The following is a 20,939-nucleotide window of genomic DNA, read 5'->3' on the forward strand; positions in this document are numbered from 1 at the left end:
TTACATGCCGGAGGTACGGATTGGGAGTGAGATAAAAACATATCCGCAGGGAACCGCCTACGCGGAGATTGCGGAGGAATATCAGAAGAATTACGAGAATGATATTCTTCTGGTCTCGGTAAATGGACGGCTGCGGGAGCTGCATAAAACACTGCAGAAGGACTGCCAGATGGAATTTATCACAGCGGCAGATACGGCTGGCTATCTGGCATATCAGAGAAGTGCCGTCTTTCTGATGATGAAAGCCTTTCAGGATGTGGCAGGCAGGGAAAATGTGAAAAATATCACGGTCTGCTTTTCTATTGAAAATGGCCTGTATGTGGAGGTGGAAGGCAGGGTAACACTCAGCCAGGAGCTCTTAGACCGTGTGAAAGCGGAGATGAAGCGCCTGTCTGAGCAGGATCTGCCGCTGCAGAAACGGAGTGAAAATACGGATGAGGCGATGGATCATTTCCAGGAGCAGGGCATGTATGACAAGGCGCGTTTGTTCAATTACCGGCGGGCGTCGCGGGTCAATGTTTACCGGCTTGGCGATTATGACGACTATTTCTACGGATATATGGTCATGAGCACCCGGTATCTCAAATATTTTGATTTACAGATGTACGAGGAAGGATTTATCCTGCGTCTGCCGAACAAGAAGCAGCCGAAGGCGATTCAGCCGTTCCATCCGCAGAAAAAACTGTTTGATGTCCAGCAGGAGGCGGAAAAGCTCGGTCACAAGCTCGGTGTGTTTGACGTGGGAACACTCAACGATACGATCGCGCGGGGGCGCATGAACGACCTGATCCTGATGCAGGAGGCGCTGCAGGAAAAGAAGATCGGAGATATTGCGGAGCAGATTTATGAGAGCGGACGCAAACTGATCATGATTGCAGGACCGTCCTCTTCGGGAAAAACGACCTTTTCACACCGTTTGTCGATTCAGCTCGGCGCGCTGGGAATGAAACCGCATCCGATCGCGGTGGACAATTATTTTGTCAACCGTGTGGACAGCCCGCGGGATGAAAATGGAAATTACGATTATGAGGCATTAAACTGCATCGATGTGAAACAGTTTAATGAAGATATGGAAGAACTTCTGGCGGGAAAACGCGTGGAACTGCCGGTTTACAACTTTGTCAAGGGCGAGCGCGAATATAAGGGCGATTTTTTGCAGCTTGGGGCGGAGGATATTCTGGTCATCGAGGGAATCCACTGCCTGAATGATGATTTGTCGTATTCACTGCCGCGTGATAAGAAATTTAAGATCTATATCAGTGCGCTGACCCAGTTAAATATCGACGATCACAACCGAGTTCCGACGACGGACGGACGTCTGATCCGGCGGATGGTCCGCGATGCGAGAACGCGCGGTGCGTCGGCACAGGACACGATCCGGATGTGGGATTCCGTACGCCGGGGCGAGGAGCGGAATATTTTCCCGTATCAGGAAGAGGCGGATGCGATGTTCAACTCTGCGTTTTTATATGAGCTTTCGGTGCTCAAACAGTATGCGGAGCCGATCTTATATAGTGTTCCGCGTGATTCGGCGGAGTACAACGAGGCGAAGCGGCTGCTCAAATTTCTCGATTATTTTCTGGGTGTCAGCAGCGAACAGGTGCCGCACAATTCGATTGTGCGCGAATTTATCGGCGGAAGCTGTTTTAAAGTATGATTGACTGGACAAATGCCTGAAAATATGGTAGAGTTAGGATGTTTTGAGTAAGACAGATGGTCGCGGCTGCAGAACCGAAAGGCTGCAGGTGAGGAAAGTCCGGGCTTCACAGGGCAGGATGCCAGATAACGTCTGGTGGAGGCGACTCCAAGGACAGTGCAACAGAAATGTACCGCCCGGTTTACCGGGTAAGGGTGGAAGGGCAGTGTAAGAGACTACCGCCCGGCTGGTAACAGCCGGGGCACATGTAAACCCCATCCGAAGCAAGACCGAACAGAGAGCGCAAGGCGGCCCGTCTGCTCTCGGGTAGGTTGCTTGAGCCTGCTGGCGACAGCAGGACTAGATAGATGACCATTCAACGACATAACCCGGCTTACCGTTTTGCTCAAATCATTTAAGAGGGCTGTTGCCGAATGCAGATACCAAAGAGCATCTTTATCCGGCAGCGGCTCTTTTTTCTATATTGCATACAAAAGAAAAGGGGGAAATTTTATGTTAGAAGGATTTGCATCACTCGTTGGTGTGATCAGCAATGTTATGTACAGCTATCTGTTGATTATCATGCTGCTGGCGGTCGGACTGTATTTCACACTCCGAAGCCGTTTCGTACAGCTCCGTCTGCTTCCGGAATCAATCCGGGTAGTCGGAGAAAAGACAGACAGCAACTCCGTATCCGCATTTCAGGCGCTGATGGTATCGACGGCGAGCCGCGTCGGCACAGGCAATATCGTAGGTGTAGCCAATGCGATCGCCATCGGCGGTTACGGCGCGGTGTTCTGGATGTGGCTGATCGCGATTGTGGGCGGCGCATCGGCTTTTGTTGAGAGCACGCTGGCACAGATTTATAAGAAGCGCGACGCATCCGGCGGAAGCTACGGAGGTCCGTCTTATTATATCGAGGCGGCGCTGAAGAGCCGTGCGCTGGGCGTTGTCTTCGCGATTGCCCTGATTGCTACTTATGCTGGCGGTTTTAATATGCTGGCGTCCTTTAACCTGATTGACAGCATGTCGAATTACGGTTTTTACCATCAATTTATGATGGGGGACAGGAGCCTGGTTCCGATGATCGGCGGCGCCATTCTGGCGATTCTGGTTGGCATCTGTATCATAGGCGGCGGAAAACAGATTGTCCGCATTACCGGTGTGCTGGTTCCGTTTATGGGCGTTTTCTACATCCTGATGGCGATTGCGGTCATGTTTTTAAACATCGGAAGACTACCGGAAGTGTTTGTCAATATCTTCTCCAATGCCTTTGATTTCAAGGCGATCTTCGGCGGATTCGCAGGTTCTGCCATGATGCAGGGAATCAAGAGAGGTCTGTATTCCAACGAGGCGGGTGTTGGTTCTGCACCGAACGCGGCGGCAGCAGCTAATGTCAGCCATCCGGTTAAGCAGGGACTGGTACAGATGCTTTCCGTCTTTATCGATACAATCCTCATCTGTACGGCAACAGCGATGATGTGCCTCTGCACCGGTATCGTTCCGTCCGAAGAGCTGAAAGGCGCTCCGTTCGTACAGGAATCTTTGGGAACGGTATTTGGCGTGATCGGACCGTATTTCATTACATTTGCACTTCTTTTGTTTGCATTTACGACACTGCTCGGCAACCTGTTCTACTGTGAGGGATGTCTCAACTACATCGCAGGTCGTACACTGAAAAACAAAGAAATGAACGTGTTCCGCCTGTTTGCGGTGGTAGTTGTCTTCATCGGCGCACAGCTCCAGTTCGGTCTGGTATGGGATCTCGCGGATGTCCTCATGGGTATCATGGCGATCATCAACCTGCCGGTTATCGTGATTCTGGGAAATACAGCGCTCAAATGTCTGGATGATTACCTGGTGCAGAAAAAGGAAGGCAAGAATCCGTGCTTCAAGGCTGAGAGTATCGGGCTGGAAGGTAAGACAGAGTTCTGGAATTAAGATGTTCAAGGGTAGGCACTTTTGGAATCTATAATCTGGAAAATAATAAAAAGCCATGAAATCGCTTATGATCTGTAAATCTACAGAAAAGTCGTTCATGGCTTTTTTGATATTCATTTGATATATTCAGGAGAATTTACAGCGAATACTTCTCATCACAGTACTGGCAGCGGTATACCTCTTTTTCCTCATCCGCGAGATAGAAGATATGCGGAAGCTCCTGCTCGATCGAGGTAATGCAGCGCGGGTTCTTGCAGTGGATGACATTTGTGATTTTTTTCGGCATCTTGACATCTTTTTTCTCTACGATTTTTCCATCCTTGATGATGTTGATCGTGATACGGTGATCGATGTAGCCGAGCACATCAACATTTACCAGATCAAGGCTGCCGTCGATCTTGATGATGTCCTTGCGTCCCATCTTGCTGCTGCGCGCATTTTTGATGATAGCCACCTGGCAGTCCAGCTTGTCCAGCCCCAGTTTAAAGTAAATATCCATACTGCGTCCTGCCTGAATGTGGTCCAGAACAAAACCTTCTTTTAATCCGCTGATATTTAACATGGTTTTTCCACCTCCAGTAAAGTCATGATCAGAGCCATACGGACGTATACGCCGTACTGAACCTGTTTGAAGTAAGCGGCACGCGGGTCGTTGTCCACCTCAACGGAAATCTCATTGACACGCGGAAGCGGATGGAGCACAAACATATCATCACGGGCAAGCTCCATCTTCTTTTTGTCGAGAATGTAGCAGTCCTTCATACGGATGTAATCTTCCTCGTTGAAGAAACGCTCTCTCTGGACACGTGTCATGTAGAGAATATCAAGCTCCGGCATCGCCTCATCCAGGTTTTCGACCTCTTTGTACTCGATTCCCTTTGCATTCAGTGTATCCTCAATGATATAATCCGGGACGCGCAGTTCCGGCGGGGAAATGAGGACGAAACGGATGCCTGTGTAGCGGGACAGCGCATTGATTAAGGAGTGAACCGTGCGTCCGAATTTCAAATCGCCGCACAGACCGACTGTTAAATTGTTCAGGCGTCCTTTTAAAGAACGGATCGTCATTAGATCGGTCAAGGTCTGCGTCGGATGCTGGTGACCGCCGTCGCCGGCATTGATAACCGGGATGGAAGAGTGCAGGGAAGCAACCATCGGCGCACCTTCCTTCGGGTGGCGCATCGCGCAGATATCTGCGAAGCAGGAGATAACGCGGATGGTATCTGCCACACTCTCGCCCTTGGAAGCAGAGCTTGAATCGGCAGAAGCAAAGCCAAGAACCCGTCCCCCTAAGTTCAGCATAGCAGCCTCAAAACTTAAGCGTGTACGGGTGCTTGGCTCATAAAACAGAGTCGCGATTTTCTTTCCGTCGCAGACGTGTGCATATTTGGCTGGATTGGCTTCGATATCGGAAGCGAGATCCAGAAGCTGGTCGATCTCCTCAACGGAAAAATCCAGTGGATTCAGCAAATGTCTCATTTGATTCTCCTTCTCTATTCGTATTAGCATATTTTTCCCAACTATTATAAAACATTTCCAGATGGATTGCTATAGCTTTTAATGATCTGTGATATAAAAAATATGAATAGGGGGGATAGAAAATATGGACAATGTGATGACGGCTGGAAGATTACCTGCGATGAAATAGGAAATAAAAATGACTTTACAGGGCAAAATGGATTAGCGTAAGGAACGGTCAGACAGGGAGAAAAATCTGGTAAGAAAAGCGTAAGGAACATTAAGAAAAATAAGGTAGGAGAATTGAAACAAATCCGGTATAATGTAGAAAGAAGAACTGGAATTGCAATGGTTGAAACTTGTATAAATCCAGGTTGTCAGGAATGGATTTCGATGGAATATTCAGGAGCATGAAATAAGTTAGAAAATGGAGAAGGTTGATGGAAGAGCGGAAAGTGCCGGGGAAGAATGAACTCCGGAAACGGGAACCTGTCATACAGGTAAAAAATCTATATAAAGTCTACCGCGTCGGCGAGACGAAGGTATACGCGCTGAACGGCGTTGATTTTACGATGTACCGTGGCGAATTCTGTGCGATTGTAGGTACCTCCGGTTCGGGTAAATCTACCTTATTGAATATGCTGGCGGGGCTGGAGAAGCCGACGAAGGGCGAGATTGTCATAGCCGGACAGCACATAGAAAAATTAAACGAGAACCAGCTGGTGGCATTCCGCCGGGAGCGGGTCGGATTTATCTTCCAGTCATATAACCTGCTCGGTACGATGAATGCGGTTGAAAATGTAGCGCTTCCGCTGTCCTTCCGCGGTGTGCCGCGCGGCAGGCGTCGGGAGATGGCGGAAAAATATCTGAAAATGGTCGGACTGGAAAAAGTCGGCGATCATATGCCGAACCAGATGTCCGGCGGGCAGCAGCAGCGTGTCGGCATTGCACGGGCGCTGGTGGTACATCCAGAGATCATTTTTGCAGACGAGCCGACGGGAAATCTGGATTCGCACACGACGATGGATGTGCTGAAACTGATGCAGCGGATCGTCCGGGAACAGAACCAGACGCTGGTTATGGTTACGCATGATAACCATCTGGCGGCGTATGCGGACCGGATCTTCCATATTATCGATGGTAAGATTGTGAAGATAGAGGAGAATCGGCAAATGGGCAAGGAAGATGGGAGAATAGAGGAAATTTAAGAGAGCGAAAGACGGAGCAGATATGAAATAGACAGATAAAAATAGAGTGTTGGCTGTGTCTGGAATTTAGAAGGCTAAAACACAGGAATGCTGACGATAGAATGAGAAATTGATAAAAGCAGCATTTAATGTGAGAGGATATGGAGGTATGAAAAATGAGAGGTATGAGAAAGTGGAAGAGATGGGCGGTGTTTTTGCTGCTTTTTGTGGTGTTGGCGGTGGGAGGAAGCCGGACAGCGCAGGCGGAGATGCTGGATATGACAAAATATAACGATGATTTAATTACCGTCAGTAAAGTGCCGCACGGAAAGGCCGGAAATAAAATTTCGATTAAGATGACGGTTCATAATAATGGCAGCAAAGGAGATAATTATTTAAGAACAATTCGTTTAGCCAATGCGGATCAATACGATCAATTTTATACATATGATGATGACGATGATGATGACAGTGATTCGGATTCCAATATTTCATGGTCTGGAAAACATTTTCCATTTGAAGCTGATTCAAATACGTTTAAAGAAAAAAGAATTGATGTAAAGCCAGGTTCGTCTAAAAGTGTAACATTGACGTATAAACTGCGCCGGGATTTGGCAGCAGGATATTATCAGGCGTTTTTCTATATTGATGACAGCCTAAAAGTCGGCATCAACATCTGGGTTTCCGCTTACGACGGTTCCTCCACCGAGGAAGACGACAACACGAAGCTGGACTACGATTTTTCCATCGGCGATAACCAGCAGACGCCGTATGCGGGGTACAATCAGGTCATGGATTTTGGCGTGAACCTGACCAATACGGGACTTAAAAAGGTTTACGATGTCCGCGTGGATATGCAGCTTGACGCCGATATAACAAAATTCCCGTTTGATATCAATGAGGGCAACTATAACCGTAAAATGGGGGATATGGAATCAGGGCAGATGGTGACGGTTCCGTACAGCATGATGGTGCGTGAGGACGTAAAATCGGGCTTTTTCCCGATTCACTATCTGGTTACATACCGCGAAGAAGAGGGCGGCGAGTTTTCGGAGCCGGTGGACAAGGTGTTTTACGTGCGCGTCAAGGGAAAAGATGACGATGAGCTGTCGGCGGATGCGGGCGAGCAGGATCGAACCAAGGCGCGTATCATCGTGGACAGCTTCGAGACGATCCCGGCAGAGATCTATGCCGGACAGCCGTTTGAACTGCGTGTGCGGATGAAGAATGCGTCTTCGGATGTGGCAGCTTCCAATATTATGTTTACATTTGCTTCGGAAGAAGTTGAAAATACGCCGATCTTTACATCCGAGAGCGGTTCCACCTCCGTAGTTGTCAATAACATGGCGCCGGGGGCGACGGCGGATCTCTCGATGGTGTTCAAGGCGGCGCCGACGGCGGAGCAGAAATCATACCGCATGACGATTCAGGAGCAGTACGACAGCCCGGAATTTAAAAATGCCAAGGAAGAAGTCAAAATTGCCCTCCCGGTAAAACAGGAGCCGCGGCTGAACACCAGCACGATCGATGTGATGCCGGATGCGATCGAGGTTGGTTCTGAGACGAATGTCATGTTTGGCATCAACAACACCGGAAAAGTAATTCTTTACAATGTTATGGCGCGTTTTGAGGCAGATTCTATCCAACCATCTGACGCTTACGTGGGAAATATCAAGCCGGGCGAAACCGGCAATGTCGATACGATGCTGACCGCGATTGCGCCGACAACCGATGATGGAAAAGTGAAGATTATCATTTCCTATGAGGATGAAAATGGAGTCGTTTCAGAGACCGAAAAAGAAATGCTTCTGAACGTGAGTGAGGCGTTTTCCGATGACGGGATGGACGGCATGGATGGAATGGACAACGGCATGGATGCAGATGCCGATGCGGCGCAAGCGGGCGGCGCTGGGCGGATCGCTCCGATGCTTGTGATCGCTGCGCTGGTGGGCGCAGGTGTCGGTGTAGTTGTCTGGAAGAGGAAAAAGAAGAAAATAGCAGGAGAAAAGGCGCTTGAAGACGAATTAGAAGAGGAACTGGACAATGAGCTGGGCGAGCCGGAAATGACGACAGCAGATGTATCGGAAGACGAAACAAAGGACGTTGAAAAAGAACAAAACGATCATCTGAAAAGAAAGAAAAAATAGAAAGGACCGGTGAAAATGAGATTCAGTGATCTGCTGACGATGAGCGTCAACAACCTGTTTCGCAGAAAGCTCCGTACCTTTCTGACGGTTCTGGGAGTCGTGATTGGTACGGCATCGATCGTTGTCATGGTTTCCATCGGAATAGGACTGAAAGAATTTACCATCAAACAGTATTCTTCCTATGGAAGCCTGACCGCGATTCAGGTGTATAATTATGACAATGGAAATTCCAGCGATAAGAAAAATCCAGAGGACAGCTTTATGACGGATGAGACGATGAAGACATTTGAGAAGATTCCGCATGTGACAAGTGCTTATCCGGATCTGAACCTGAATGTGATTATGCGTCAGGGTGTCTACGAGGGAAATGTGCAGCTGCATGGGATCCCCTTGGGAGCAATGAAGAATATCAAGCTGGGGGAAGGAAGTCTGCCGACTGCCGAAACGAAGGATATGGAGATGGTGGTCGGAAACATGGTCGCGCAGAATTTCAGCAATGCTAAGACGGGAAAAGGCTATTGGGACACCGGAGAGATGCCGGATATCGATTTTATCAATAAGCCGATGTTCACGATCTTTGACACGGATGCCTACTATCAGTCTAAGGGTAATTCCGGCGGTGATGACGGCAGCCAGAAGGTGGCGGCTCCGAAGAAATATATGCTGAAAACCGCCGGTCTGGTCGCAGGCGGACCGGATGAGTGGAGTGATTATAGCTACGGCGTCTACGTTGATCTGGATAAGCTCAAGACACAGCTAAAACAGGTGTTCAAGAAAAAGCCGATTCCGGGTCAGCCGACCAATAAAAAAGGAAAACCGTACAATTATTTTGTATATGAGGAAGCAACGGTCAATGTGGACGATATGGATCATGTAATAGAGGTACAGAAAGCCATCAGCAACATGGGCTATGAGGCAAACAGCCAGATGGAATGGCTGGAACAGTCCAAACAGCAGTCCAACATGATCCAGGCAGCCCTCGGCGGCATCGGCGCTGTTTCCCTGCTGGTAGCTGCGATCGGCATTGCCAACACGATGATGATGTCCATCTATGAGCGGACGAAGGAGATTGGCGTGCTGAAAGTGTTAGGATGTTCCCTTGCAACCATCCGAAATATGTTTCTGATTGAGGCAGGTTTTATCGGTTTCATGGGAGGACTCATCGGACTGATGCTGAGTTTTATGGTTTCCGTGCTGATTAACCAGTTTCTGGCAGCGACTTTTTTATATGGAATGGATGGAAAACTGTCCGTGATCCCGATCTGGCTGGCAGTTCCATCGGTAGGATTTGCCATCATCATCGGCATGGCAGCCGGATTCTTCCCGGCGATGCGCGCAATGAAGCTGAGTCCGTTGGCGGCGATACGGAATGAGTGATACGTTTGCTTATGCGATAAAATAGGCAGATGCCAGTTTTCCTCCTTGCAAATCCCCCCAACTTGTTATATACTTAAATATACTATGTTATTATAGTAATGAAAGAACGAAAAAAGGAAGGAATTACCGATGACACTGTTAGAAAATTGGCGCAATCTGGCATATGGTGACGGGCTGGATGATAAAAAGAAAGAGGAACTCTGGTCTGGATATTTTACGATTGAGAAAGGCATTTACGAGCAGATTCTTGCAAACCCGACTGAGGTTGTAGAAGGTACCGTTAAGGAACTGGCTGAGAAGTATGATACCGAAGTTATGATCATGACCGGTTTCCTGGATGGAATCAATGAGAGCTTAAAGGGCTATGAGAACCCGATCGAGACCATGGATGAGGATACCAAGGTTAAGATTGAGATCGACCCGGAGAAGTTATATTACAACATGGTAGAGGCAAAGGCTACCTGGCTGTATGAGCTTCCGCAGTGGGATGCAATCCTGACTGAGGAGAGAAGAACAGAGCTGTACCGCGAGCAGAAGGCATCTGGCACAGTCCGCAATACACATAAGATTTACCCGAACGATCCGTGTCCATGCGGAAGCGGTAAGAAATATAAGAAGTGCTGCGGAAAGAATAAATAATAGATTTATGAATCAGAAGCACATCCGGAACACAGAGTGAACCGGATGTGCTTTTTTCTATGGAAATATAGGACGTGCTTTTGTATAATAGATATAGAGAAAAGACAGCAGACGAATGATGGCAGGAGGCATGATAAAAGAATGGCAGGTACAAAGCAGTGGAGGGCGGCAGATGGGAGACTGCAGCCGGGATTTCAGACAGCAGGTTTTACATTGAAACAGGTGGGAAAACTGCAGGCGCTGGGAGCGCAGACACTGTATTTTGAACATGAGAAAAGCGGGGCGTCCCTGTTTTATATCAGAAATAAAGATACAAACCGGGGATTCTCGATTTCCTATCGGACACCGCATCTGGATGAGACGGACACGAATCATGTGTTTGAGCATTCGGTACTTGCTTCCTCTGATAAATATCCGAGTAAGGATATTTTTTTTGATCTTTGCAGCAAGACATACCACACATTTGTAAATGCATTTACCTATATACCATTTACGGCATATCCGGTGTGCAGCCAGAGCGAGGAACAGCTGCTTAAGATGGCAGATGTGTATTTAAGCTGCATGAAAGCGCCGGGAATCCGGCGGGAACGCCGCTTTTTTGACCGTGAAGCGGTCCGCTATGAGCTGCGCGACCGCGAAAGCCCGATTACGTTGGCAGGAACGGTGTACAGCGAGGATTTCGGCATGCTGAATGATACAGATAATGAGGCACTGCGGAATGTTTTGCGGGCGCTGTATCCGGGGGAGACGGCGGCAAATGCGAATGGACAGGCGCACCGTTTTTATAAGGATCTGACGTATGAACATACGATGGAGATGTATGATCGATTTTATCGGTTCGATAATGCTCTGATTTTGTTGTATGGGGATCTGGACTGGAAACGGTTTCTGGCATTCCTGGATAAAGAGTATCTGTGTGATGCAAAGAAAAGCTATGGAAAAGAAGACGGATGGAGTTTCCAGTCAGGCAGCGGGCGACAGGAAAAACAGGAAATGCAGAATATAGGGATGAGTGCGTTTTACAGCCCCGAGCCAGATGGTTTGGAAAATGGGGGAGAATCATTCTTCCGTCAGGCAACCGTTCCCAGTCCTGCTTACCGGGGAGACGCATCGGAGAATGCGGCGGTGGTATCGTATGCGATGGATCTGAGCGGCATTTCATGGGAAAAGCTGATCCAGTACAGCATCATTGCGGGAATGATGAATGTGGATGGATCGGTTTTCAGGGAAAAGCTGCGGACGGCGGGCATCCATTGTGATGCGAGCGCATCGGTGATGATGGAGGCAGAAAAGCCATTTTTTGTTTTCGAAATGACAGACAGCAGTCCGAAGGATGCAGAACGGTTCCGGCAGGTGTCGGATGAGACATTGTGCGAGATGCAGGAGCGCGGGATCGACCCGTCAGTGGTGGAGACGGCGCTCAAGGCGCGGGCGATACATGATTATACGGCAGGCGAAGATACGGATGTTTTTGCGGATTCGATCGTGCCGGAAGTCAGCCTGAAATGGGCACTGACGGGCGATGCGGATGTGTATGCGGATGAGGCGGCAGCCTATGATTCTCTGGATGCAGGGACGGCACAGGCGGAGATTCGACGGTTTGCGGCAGAGCTTGGCGCGGCGAAGCGGCGGGTTCTTGTCACGACGGTTCCGACACCGGGGATGGCAGAGGCGATGGAGCAGGAGCGCGACGCGTATCTGGCGCAGATGAAGGCGGAGATGAGTGAGGCAGAGCTGGATGCGCTGATTGCGAAAACCCTGGATTTTGATGCGTGGAATGCGTCGGAGTGTTCGAATGCGGATTTTATGATCCGGGTCGATGAGCTTCCGCCGCCGGAAGAGACGCCGGAATATCAGATATATGAGATAAATGGGATTTCGGTCTATGAATCGCCGTCGGATCTGGAAGCGATCAGCTATAACCGTTTATACCTGGATTTGAGCGGCGTGCCGGAAGAGGACCGTTTTTACATTCCTTTATATACAATGTTTGTTTCAGAGCTTGAAAATGCCCGGTATGGCAGAATGGAAAAGGAAAATCAGATTGAGCGCTATCTGCATGATTTTTCCATGAATGAGGGACATCCGGAGGTTCGGGCGGGACGAAACAGCCATCCGACGCTGGCGGTCAGCTGGTATGGGATGGCGGAGGATTATGAAGAGAGCCTGTATGTCCTGTTGGAACTCTTATCACATCCACTGTGGAGAGATAAGAATGCGGTTCTTCAGGCACTGGATGAGACGATTCCGTCCTGTGATGAGTCGCGCAGTGATGCGTATTCGCTGGCGGTGCGTCTGGCGGCATCTGGCTATAGCATCAATACGCGGTATCAGGAATATGTCGGCGGACAGGCGTTTTATGAGTTTTTGAAAAAACTGCGCGGGCGACTGGAACAGGAGGATGCAGCGATCTTCCAGCTGGCAGAGAAGATGGAGGAGGTGCGCGACCGCATCCTGCATGGAACAGCGGTGACGATCCTTCATGTTGCACCGAGGGAAAATCTGGAATGGATGCGGAACTGTGCAGGGCGGATTCTGGGAAATCTGCGGGGAGAACAGATGCCAGACCATGAGAATAAAACGGAAAACAGAGGGGAAAATGCTGGGTATACTTTCCCGGTTCCGGCTCGCAGGGAGGCGGTAATTGTGGAGAGCTCCAGCCAGTATACCGTCTTTTCGGCAGAGCTGAGCGCTGTAGATGGATTTTCCGGGCGGATTCTTCCGTATGTAAATGCGCTGGATGACCGGTATTTTGTGCCGCAGCTCCGTTTTCAAGGCGGCGCCTACAGCGCGTCGTTTGCATTTACGCCGACGATGGACCGGATCGTGGCGAGTACATACCGGGATCCGAAGGTCAGTGAGACGATCGAGGCGATCCGGGCGGCAGCGGGTGTATTGGAAAAACTGCAGCTTTCGGAGGCAGATCGGAATGGCTATATTTTAAGCAGTTACGGCAATGCGACGGCGCCGTGCGGATGCCTGGGACGGCGGATGGCAGCGATGCAGTATGCGTACAATGGCCTGGATATTGTACAGATCCGTCGTTGGACAGAGGAGATCTGTGAGACGACCGCAGAGGATCAGAAAGAGGCGGCGCGGATCATCCGGCGGCTTCTGGAAGAAGCGTGGATTGTGACGACTGGAAATCAGACGGCGATCGAGATGGATCGGGACTGCTTTGACCGGATCCGGGATTTCCGCAGTAAAATGGCTGAATAACTAGATCCATATTTATAGGGAGGTAGAGAGAATGCGTACAAAGCGATTGGGAGACATGCTTTTGGAGCTGGGACTGATCACAGAAGGGCAGCTTAAAGAGGCGCTTGACTATCAGGCGAAGGAGAAAGAACGTCTGGGAACAACGCTGATCAAGCATCATTATATCACGGAAGGTCAGCTGATCGATGCGCTTCGCATGCAGCTGGGCATTGACTATATTGATTTGACGCGGGTCGATATCAGCCCGGAACTGTCGCGTTTTGTGCCGAAAAACCTGGCAAAGAAAATGACGATCGTACCGGTGCGTATTTCCAAAGACCAGCTCTATCTGGCAATGGCGGATCCGCTGAACTTCATGGCGATTGAGGAAGCACAGCATACTTCCAAAAAGAAAATTGTGCCGATGATCGCCTCTGAACCGGCGGTGAAGCGTGCGATCAATATTTTGTATGGCAACGAGGGAGCGGAAGAAGCGATGGCGCAGATGCAGGCAGAGACGGCAGCGGCACAAGAGGTGCGTCAGGGGCAGACGGCGGCAAGAGAAGGACAGGAAAATGTGACGCCGATGATCCGCCTGGTCAATTCGATTATTGAGCGCGCCATTTCGGAAAATGCTTCGGATATCCATTTTGAGCCGACGGAGGAGGAAATGGTCGTCAGGATGCGTATCGACGGGCAGCTTCACCGGATCATGACGATCCCGTCGGAACTCAAGGATTCGGTCATTTCGAGGCTTAAAATCATGTCCCAGCTCGATATCGTCGAAAAAAGAATTCCGCAGGATGGTCGTGCGGTGATGCATTTAAGAGGAAAAGATATTGATATGCGTATATCCACCCTTCCGACCCTGTATGGAGAAAAAGTGGTTATCCGTATTCTGAAACGAAATGAGGAGACGCTGAACCGCCGCGGTATCGGTATTCCGGCAGTGGAGGATGCAAAGATTGATACACTTTTAGGGCTTACTTCCGGAGTTATCATGATTGTAGGACCGACTGGTTCAGGTAAATCTTCGACGATGTATACGCTGATCCGCGAACTTCTTTCGGATCGGACCAACCTGATTACACTGGAGGATCCGGTGGAATACCATATCAAAGGCGCGACACAGGTGCAGATCAATGAAAAAGTGGGGCTGACCTTTGCATCGGGTCTGCGCTCAGTTCTGCGTCAGGATCCGGATATCATCTGCGTCGGCGAGATCCGTGACGGTGAGACGGCAGAGATCGCGATGCGTGCGGCAATGACGGGACATCTCGTTATCACCACGATTCATACGGAAGATGCGATCTCGGCGATTGACCGTCTGCGAGATATGGGCGTGGCGCCATACCTGATTGCGGCGGGACTGCGAGGCGTTATTTCCCAGCGTCTGCTGAGAAAAATCTGTCCGAACTGCAAGACTCAGATTCAGCCGCCGAAAAAAGCACTTGAGATGGCAGGAATCCCGGAGATTCCTGGAAAATTATACTGGCAGGGAGCCGGATGCGATCAGTGCTTCCATTCGGGATACCGGGGCAGAATCGGTGTGTTTGAGGTAATGCTGATTCAGGAGGAGCTTCGCCGGTGTATTCTGGAAGGGGCTGACCGGACGCGTTTCTTAGAGGTAGCCAGAAGAACGAGCCAGTATATTCCGATGCTAGAACACGCGCAGAAGCTGGTAGAAGAGGGTGTTTCGACGGTGGACGAGATAATCCGGACGCTACTGGCACTGTAAATGGTGTAGAAAGAGAAGAGGAGACAGATGGTATGTATGGAATCGAAGAATTAATCGCGCTGGCAGCTGAAAAAAGGGCATCGGATGTGCATCTGATTGCAGGGCTGCCGCCAAAATGCAGAATTGACGGCAGAATCGAGACGCTGACGGATGGCGGGCTGACGCGTGAGGATTGTGAGGAATATGGACGCCAGCTGGCAGGCAATGCGGCAGATCAGATCGAGGCCATCGGACAGCTGGATTTTAGTGCTTCGTTTGCGGGACGGCGTCTCCGAGTGAATCTGTTCCGGCAGCAGGGCGCGCTCTCTGCGGCGATCCGTCTTCTGGGCAGTACGATTCCGAACCTGTCGGAGCTGGGGCTTCCGGAAGCAGTGAATCAGTTTTCAAGCTGGAATAAAGGCATTATTCTGGTAACCGGCGAGACGGGAAGCGGCAAGTCAACGACGCTGGCGGCAATTTTAAATGAGATCAACCAGAATCGTCCGCTCCATATGATTACGCTGGAAGACCCGATCGAGTATGTCTATGAACCGGCGCAGGCGATCATCAACCAGCGCGAGGTGGGCGTGGACGTAGAGAGCTATGATAAGGGGCTTTATGCGGCGCTCCGTGAGGACCCGGATGTCATTCTGATTGGAGAAATGCGTGATCCGGCGACGATCGAGACGGCGCTGATGGCGGCGGAGACGGGACATCTTGTTTTTTCCACCATTCATACCAATTCGGCAATCGACAGCATTGACCGGATTGTGGGTGTTTTTCCAGAGGATAAACAGCCGCAGATCCGGATGCAGCTCTCGATGACGCTGCGGGCGGTGCTGTCACAGCAGCTGGTGCCGAGGGCGGGCGGCCAGGGCAGGGCGGCAGCTTGTGAGCTTATGATGCTCACGCCGGCGATCCGGAATCTGATCCGCGATGGAAAAACACCGCAGATGCAGAGCTATCTGCTTTCTAGTGCAAAAGAGGGCTCTATTACGATGGATAATTTTCTGATCCGTATGGCGAAAGAGGGCGTGATCACACCGCAGACGGCAGTCGATGCGTCCCAGGATCCGCAGGAACTGAGAGAGAAACTGGCGGCGGTGCAGTATTAATAATATGGTAAAAACGGGTGAATGAAGCCTGCGAGGAATGCAGATTACTAGAAAACATAAAAATGTATGTTTGTGTAAATACTGAGATTGTAGCGAAAGTTTGAACAGTATATTTTTGACAATGTTTTTATGTTTCAGGAGGAATTTTATGCAGGCAGGTAAATCAAGCATCCAGTTTGAGCATCCGCCCATCATCACATCGGCGGCATCGATCGTGGGGCAGACGGAAGGCGAGGGACCGCTGGCAAGTTTTTTTGACCGGGTGGAGCCGGATCCGACGTTTGGGAAAAAGTCGTGGGAGGAGGCGGAGAGTGAATTGCAGCGCCAGACGGTGCAGAAATGTCTGGATAAGGCGGGCAGACAGGCGGCGGATGTGAATTGCCTGTTTGCGGGAGACCTGTTGGGACAGATTGTGGCGACCTCGTTTGGTGTGGAGTCGTTTGATATCCCGTTTTTCGGGCTTTACGGCGCCTGCTCGACGATGGGAGAGGCGATGATTCTGGGGGCGATGGCAGCAGGGGCTGGCTATGCGGACCGGGTTCTGGCGCTGGCGTCGAGCCATTTTGCCTCGGCAGAACGGCAGTTCCGGTTTCCGCTGGCGTATGGGAATCAGAGACCGCAGTCCACAACCTGGACGGTGACCGGGTGCGGGTGTGTGATGATCGAGGGAAATGAGAAAAATGAAGGGAAAAATGGGCGCAGAGCGAAAGAAAATGCGTCAGAATCACTGAAAAATGCTGGACAGGAAAAATTGCATCCCAAATTTCAACCTTGTATCTCAGCTGCCACCCCCGGAAAGATCGTCGATATGCAGATGCGCGATTCCATGAACATGGGGGCGGCAATGGCGGTGGCGGCGGTTGACACAATCTTGCAGAATTTCCGTGATTTTAACCGGAAACCATCTGACTATGACCGGATCATCACTGGCGATCTGGGAATGGTGGGGAAGGAAATCTTGCTTGATTTTATGCGCGAGGCAGGACAGGATATTTCCAGCATCCATATGGACTGCGGGATCGAAATGTTTGACCCGAAGACGCAGGATACCCATTCGGGCGGGAGCGGCTGTGGTTGCTCGGCGGCGGTGCTGTGCGGCTATATTCTTCCGAAAATACAGGTGGGTGAGTGGAAACGCGTCCTGTTTGTGCCGACCGGGGCGCTGCTGTCCCAGATCAGCTTTAATGAGGGGCAGAATATGCCGGGGATTGCCCATGGAGTGGTGCTTGAGGGAAAAGAATCGTTCGGTGAATGATAGGTATTTGCAAGAAACTTTAGAGAGGGAGTAAAAAAATGGACTATATCAAAGCATTTGTGACCGGCGGACTCCTCTGTGCCGCCGTGCAGATTCTGATGGATAAAACGAAACTCATGCCGGGGCGGATCATGGTACTTTTGGTGGTATGTGGCTCGATTCTCGGTGCGATCGGATTGTACGAACCGTATGCCAAATGGGCGGGTTCCGGGGCAACAGTGCCACTGCTGGGGTTTGGGAATACGCTCTGGAAGGGTGTGCGGGATGGAATAGATAAGGATGGGGTTCTGGGGCTGTTCACCGGCGGATTCACGGCGGGTGCGGCGGGGATTTCCGGGGCGTTGATCTTCGGCTATCTGTCGTCGCTGATTTGCAAACCCAAGATGAAGGATTAGAGAGAAGACGAAAAAAGGAAAAGTAAAAGAAAGCAAAGCAAAAGAAAATCAAGTTGAGGAAATAAAAAGCTGCTGTAAAAGAGGCATATGAATGTCACTTTTTACAGCAGCTTTTTGCAGATATATTATTTTGCTGTTAATGCTCCGGATTCGCTGGGACAATCGGAATATTATTTCCATTCCGTCCACTTCCCGTCATCGGGCGTGGAACCACAGAGTGGATCGGAGCCGATAGATTATCTGAATCGGGGCTGTAGCCCGGAGCTGAGAAATCGGCGCTCTCAGAAGGATGGATGATCGTGGACGAACCATTGTGAATCTTGCACTCGCCCGGCATGGAGAAGCGGGAATCGTCCGTTTCTCCGCCGTCTTCCGGAACGACCATAACTGTCTTGGAAATCTGCTGGTTCGTCGGGCAGAAGGCAGTCGAGATGCCGCCGGAGGCGGAGCAGATTGTCACGCGGGTGTGGTGATCGCAGGTCTCGGTCGGAACCGTGCCCTTCGCGAAATATTCAGTGTAGACGGCCGTTCCGCGCGGGTCACTGCTGCAGACGCCGGAAACCGGAAGCTTGCCGGATTTGCGGCATACTTCAGCAGTTTCAATGCTGTCCGGAACCGTAAATCCGGGGTCGCTTAAGCTCTCATGGACACGTGTCATGATATTTCGCCAGATGCGCTTGTGGTAACTGGTACCGCCGTTTGAAACGGTGCCGCCTTTTAATGGCTGGTTATTGTCACATCCGCCCCAGATACCGGCAGTGTAGTACGGCGTAAAGCCTACAAACCAGACGTCGACGTTGCTGGTGGTCGTACCGCTCTTTCCGGCGCAGCTCATATTGGGAATCGCCGCTGTCGTACCGGTCGATTTAACCCCGGAACCGGAACGCGTATACATTGTATTGCTCTGCATAACATCCTGCATCGCGCTGGTTAAAAGATAGGCGGTAGAGTCTTTGAGCGCCTGCCGCGTCTCCGGTTCATTGTCGATCAGTATCTTTCCGTTGCGATCCAGAATCTTAGTAAAGAAGATAGGCTTCGTGTAGGTGCCGCCGTTGGCGATCGCCGCAAATGCATTTGTCAGTTCCAGGTTGCTGACGCCCTTTGTCAGACCGCCGAGTGCTGTCGAGAGAGTCTGATCCTGGCTTACGAGGGAAGTGATTCCCAGCCGTTCGGCATATTCGACACCGAGCTGCGGCGTTACCGTGTCCGCCATGCAGCGCAGGGCGACGATGTTCATGGAATAGGTAATGCCGTCGCGGATCGTGTGATAGCCCTTGTAATCGCTGCCCCACCAGTTTCGGAACTCTTTTTCACCGGAAGAGTATGGTCCGTCATAGTAAACGGTTGATAGGGTCGCGCCGCAGGCATCCAATGCCGGGGCAAAGGAGGAAATGACCTTGAAGGTCGATCCTGGCTGCCGCAGGGAGTCGGTCGCACGGTTTAAGGTGCGGTTTGCCGTCTTCTGTCCGCGTCCACCGTTGATTGCCTTGACATAGCCGGTGGACTGTTCGATCAGGACGAACGAGGTCTGCGGCTCTAAAATCATGGTAACTGATTCACCGAGAACGGTGCTTCCGTCCTGCGTGAGGGCGGTGCGGTACTCATCGATCGCCGTTTGCGCCTCTTCCTCGGAATTAAACAGCCCGTCAAAACCGCTTTGTCCCTTGACCTGCTGGATCCATGTTTTCAGAGTTTCCTGTGAATAATGCTGCGTTTCCCCGTCTGGATGGGTCAGGGAAAGGCGGTATTCAACCGAATAGCGAGCCGCGTCGTAGTTGGCAGGATTGTTGACTTCCTCATCGACGATTGCCTGAATCTGCGGATCCTGCGGGGTATAAATCTGCAGTCCGCCGCTGAACAGAAGATTGGACGCCTGCGTGTCAGTATAGCCGAGCTGCTCTTTGAGTGCTTCGGTGACCTGGCTGATCAGCTCGTCCGTGTAATAGGAGTACGGTGTCTCATTTTTCTTGAGCGCCGTGTCGACATTCTGGATACGGGCGTAGACGTCGTCCGCCAGTGCTTCCTCCTGTTCTTCTTTTGTGATATAGCCCTGCTCATACATTGCCTGTAAAATGACCTTGCGCCGGGCGGCATTTGCCTCCGCGCCGCTGATCGGATTCAGCTTTGACGGATTCTGTGTGATACCGGCGATGACCGCGCACTCAGAAAGGGTCAGATCGGAGACGTTCTTATTAAAATAGCGCAGCGCCGCTGCTTTGACGCCCAGCGTATTGCTGCCGAGGTTGATCGTATTTAAATAGTTCGTTAAAATGACCTTCCGATCGACGTTTTTTGTCAGCTGCAGCGCCAGATATTGTTCCTGGATTTTTCGTTCGATTTTGGAACCTTTGCTGGTCTCCATACCGCCGTTGAAGACGGTATTTTTGATGAGCTGCTGGGTCAGGGTGCTGGCGCCGCCTTTATAATTATTTGTCAGGACACCGACCACGGCGCGTGAAATGGAGCGCAGATCGATACCGCTGTGTTGCCAGAAACGCGAGTCCTCGATGGAGACGAATGCGTCGATCAGATCCTGAGGAAAATCCTCGTAGGATGCTTCAATTCGGTTCGAGTTGGAACCAACCAGCGTGTCGGTCACTTCCCCGGCGCTATTATATATAGTAGAAAAATATCCGCTTGGAGTGAAGCTGTCCGGGTTGAAGTCCGGCGAACTGTCCAGAATGCCTTTAAACATGCCGATAAAGGTGCTGACACCTGTCACGCAGAGAAACAGAACAAGAACAAAGGCAGTCTTGAAGAAGGTCAGAAACAGCCGGTTGGCGTATTTCTTCTTCCGGGAATTGGCTGCCCGGATCCGTTTCTTGGTTGCTTTTACACCGTAATTCATGAGAACCTCCTTTGGGTTCGTAGTGG

14 protein-coding genes and 1 other RNA gene are annotated in these 20,939 nt (G+C 50.6%); 12 read left to right on the forward strand and 3 right to left on the reverse strand.

Annotated features, from left to right (window positions below; all coding sequences use genetic code 11):
- The first annotated feature begins 4 nt into the window (after positions 1–4).
- The 3 genes from DWZ76_RS09120 to DWZ76_RS09130 all read left to right on the forward strand — a co-directional run bounded on the left by DWZ76_RS09120 (position 5) and on the right by DWZ76_RS09130 (position 3,577).
- A complete protein-coding gene (locus tag DWZ76_RS09120; protein ID WP_118472477.1) occupies positions 5–1,657 on the forward strand; it encodes a nucleoside kinase in 1,653 nt (550 codons plus the stop codon).
- A 44-nt stretch (positions 1,658–1,701) separates the two neighbouring features.
- Positions 1,702–2,049, forward strand: an RNA gene (rnpB, locus tag DWZ76_RS09125) — RNase P RNA component class A.
- A 100-nt stretch (positions 2,050–2,149) separates the two neighbouring features.
- Positions 2,150–3,577 carry an alanine/glycine:cation symporter family protein gene (locus DWZ76_RS09130; protein WP_118472478.1) on the forward strand — a complete coding sequence of 476 codons (1,428 nt, stop codon included), beginning with the start codon at positions 2,150–2,152 and terminating at the stop codon, positions 3,575–3,577.
- 136 nt (positions 3,578–3,713) lie between these two features.
- Here the strand turns inward: DWZ76_RS09130 and DWZ76_RS09135 are convergent, their stop codons facing one another.
- Entirely contained in the window at positions 3,714–4,139 is a 426-nt protein-coding gene (locus DWZ76_RS09135) for an aspartate carbamoyltransferase regulatory subunit (RefSeq protein WP_022359701.1), read from the reverse strand.
- A complete protein-coding gene (gene pyrB / locus DWZ76_RS09140) occupies positions 4,133–5,056 on the reverse strand; it encodes an aspartate carbamoyltransferase (protein ID WP_107001544.1) in 924 nt (307 codons plus the stop codon). Before pyrB ends, DWZ76_RS09135 begins: the two co-directional genes overlap by 7 nt.
- 419 nt (positions 5,057–5,475) lie before the next feature.
- On the opposite strand from pyrB, the gene DWZ76_RS09145 reads away from it, so the two are divergent.
- From DWZ76_RS09145 to DWZ76_RS09185, 9 genes are all read left to right on the forward strand, one after another.
- Positions 5,476–6,243 (forward strand): ABC transporter ATP-binding protein, encoded by a 768-nt coding sequence (locus DWZ76_RS09145; protein ID WP_118472479.1) that lies wholly within the window; start codon positions 5,476–5,478, stop codon positions 6,241–6,243.
- 155 nt (positions 6,244–6,398) lie between these two features.
- Positions 6,399–8,369, forward strand: coding sequence for a CARDB domain-containing protein (locus tag DWZ76_RS09150; RefSeq protein WP_243017804.1), 1,971 nt, complete (start codon positions 6,399–6,401; stop codon positions 8,367–8,369).
- A 15-nt stretch (positions 8,370–8,384) separates the two neighbouring features.
- On the forward strand, positions 8,385–9,746 hold the full coding sequence (locus tag DWZ76_RS09155; protein WP_118472480.1) for an ABC transporter permease: 1,362 nt from the start codon (positions 8,385–8,387) through the stop codon (positions 9,744–9,746).
- 129 nt (positions 9,747–9,875) lie between these two features.
- Positions 9,876–10,385 (forward strand): SEC-C metal-binding domain-containing protein, encoded by a 510-nt coding sequence (locus tag DWZ76_RS09160; protein WP_022359524.1) that lies wholly within the window; start codon positions 9,876–9,878, stop codon positions 10,383–10,385.
- 141 nt (positions 10,386–10,526) lie between these two features.
- Positions 10,527–13,604 (forward strand): insulinase family protein, encoded by a 3,078-nt coding sequence (locus DWZ76_RS09165; protein WP_182431304.1) that lies wholly within the window; start codon positions 10,527–10,529, stop codon positions 13,602–13,604.
- Positions 13,605–13,635: 31 nt separating this feature from the next.
- Positions 13,636–15,321: a GspE/PulE family protein gene (locus DWZ76_RS09170; RefSeq protein ID WP_118472482.1), complete on the forward strand. Its 1,686-nt coding sequence runs from the start codon at positions 13,636–13,638 to the stop codon at positions 15,319–15,321.
- 32 nt (positions 15,322–15,353) lie between these two features.
- Entirely contained in the window at positions 15,354–16,415 is a 1,062-nt protein-coding gene (locus DWZ76_RS09175; protein ID WP_118467476.1) for a type IV pilus twitching motility protein PilT, read from the forward strand.
- Between the two features lie 148 nt (positions 16,416–16,563).
- Positions 16,564–17,670: a stage V sporulation protein AD gene (locus DWZ76_RS09180; RefSeq protein WP_118472483.1), complete on the forward strand. Its 1,107-nt coding sequence runs from the start codon at positions 16,564–16,566 to the stop codon at positions 17,668–17,670.
- A gap of 38 nt (positions 17,671–17,708) precedes the next feature.
- The gene (locus DWZ76_RS09185) at positions 17,709–18,065 is read left to right on the forward strand and encodes a SpoVA/SpoVAEb family sporulation membrane protein (protein ID WP_022359528.1); all 357 of its coding nucleotides are present in this window, start codon (positions 17,709–17,711) and stop codon (positions 18,063–18,065) included.
- Positions 18,066–18,201: 136 nt separating this feature from the next.
- Here DWZ76_RS09185 and DWZ76_RS09190 read toward each other — a convergent pair whose 3' ends face one another.
- A complete protein-coding gene (locus DWZ76_RS09190; protein WP_118472484.1) occupies positions 18,202–20,913 on the reverse strand; it encodes a transglycosylase domain-containing protein in 2,712 nt (903 codons plus the stop codon).
- Positions 20,914–20,939: the final 26 nt, after the last annotated feature.

Origin of the sequence: Clostridium sp. AF35-15, assembly GCF_003477745.1 — a bacterium.
GTDB classification, from domain to species: Bacteria; Bacillota; Clostridia; order Lachnospirales; family Lachnospiraceae; genus Otoolea; species Otoolea fessa.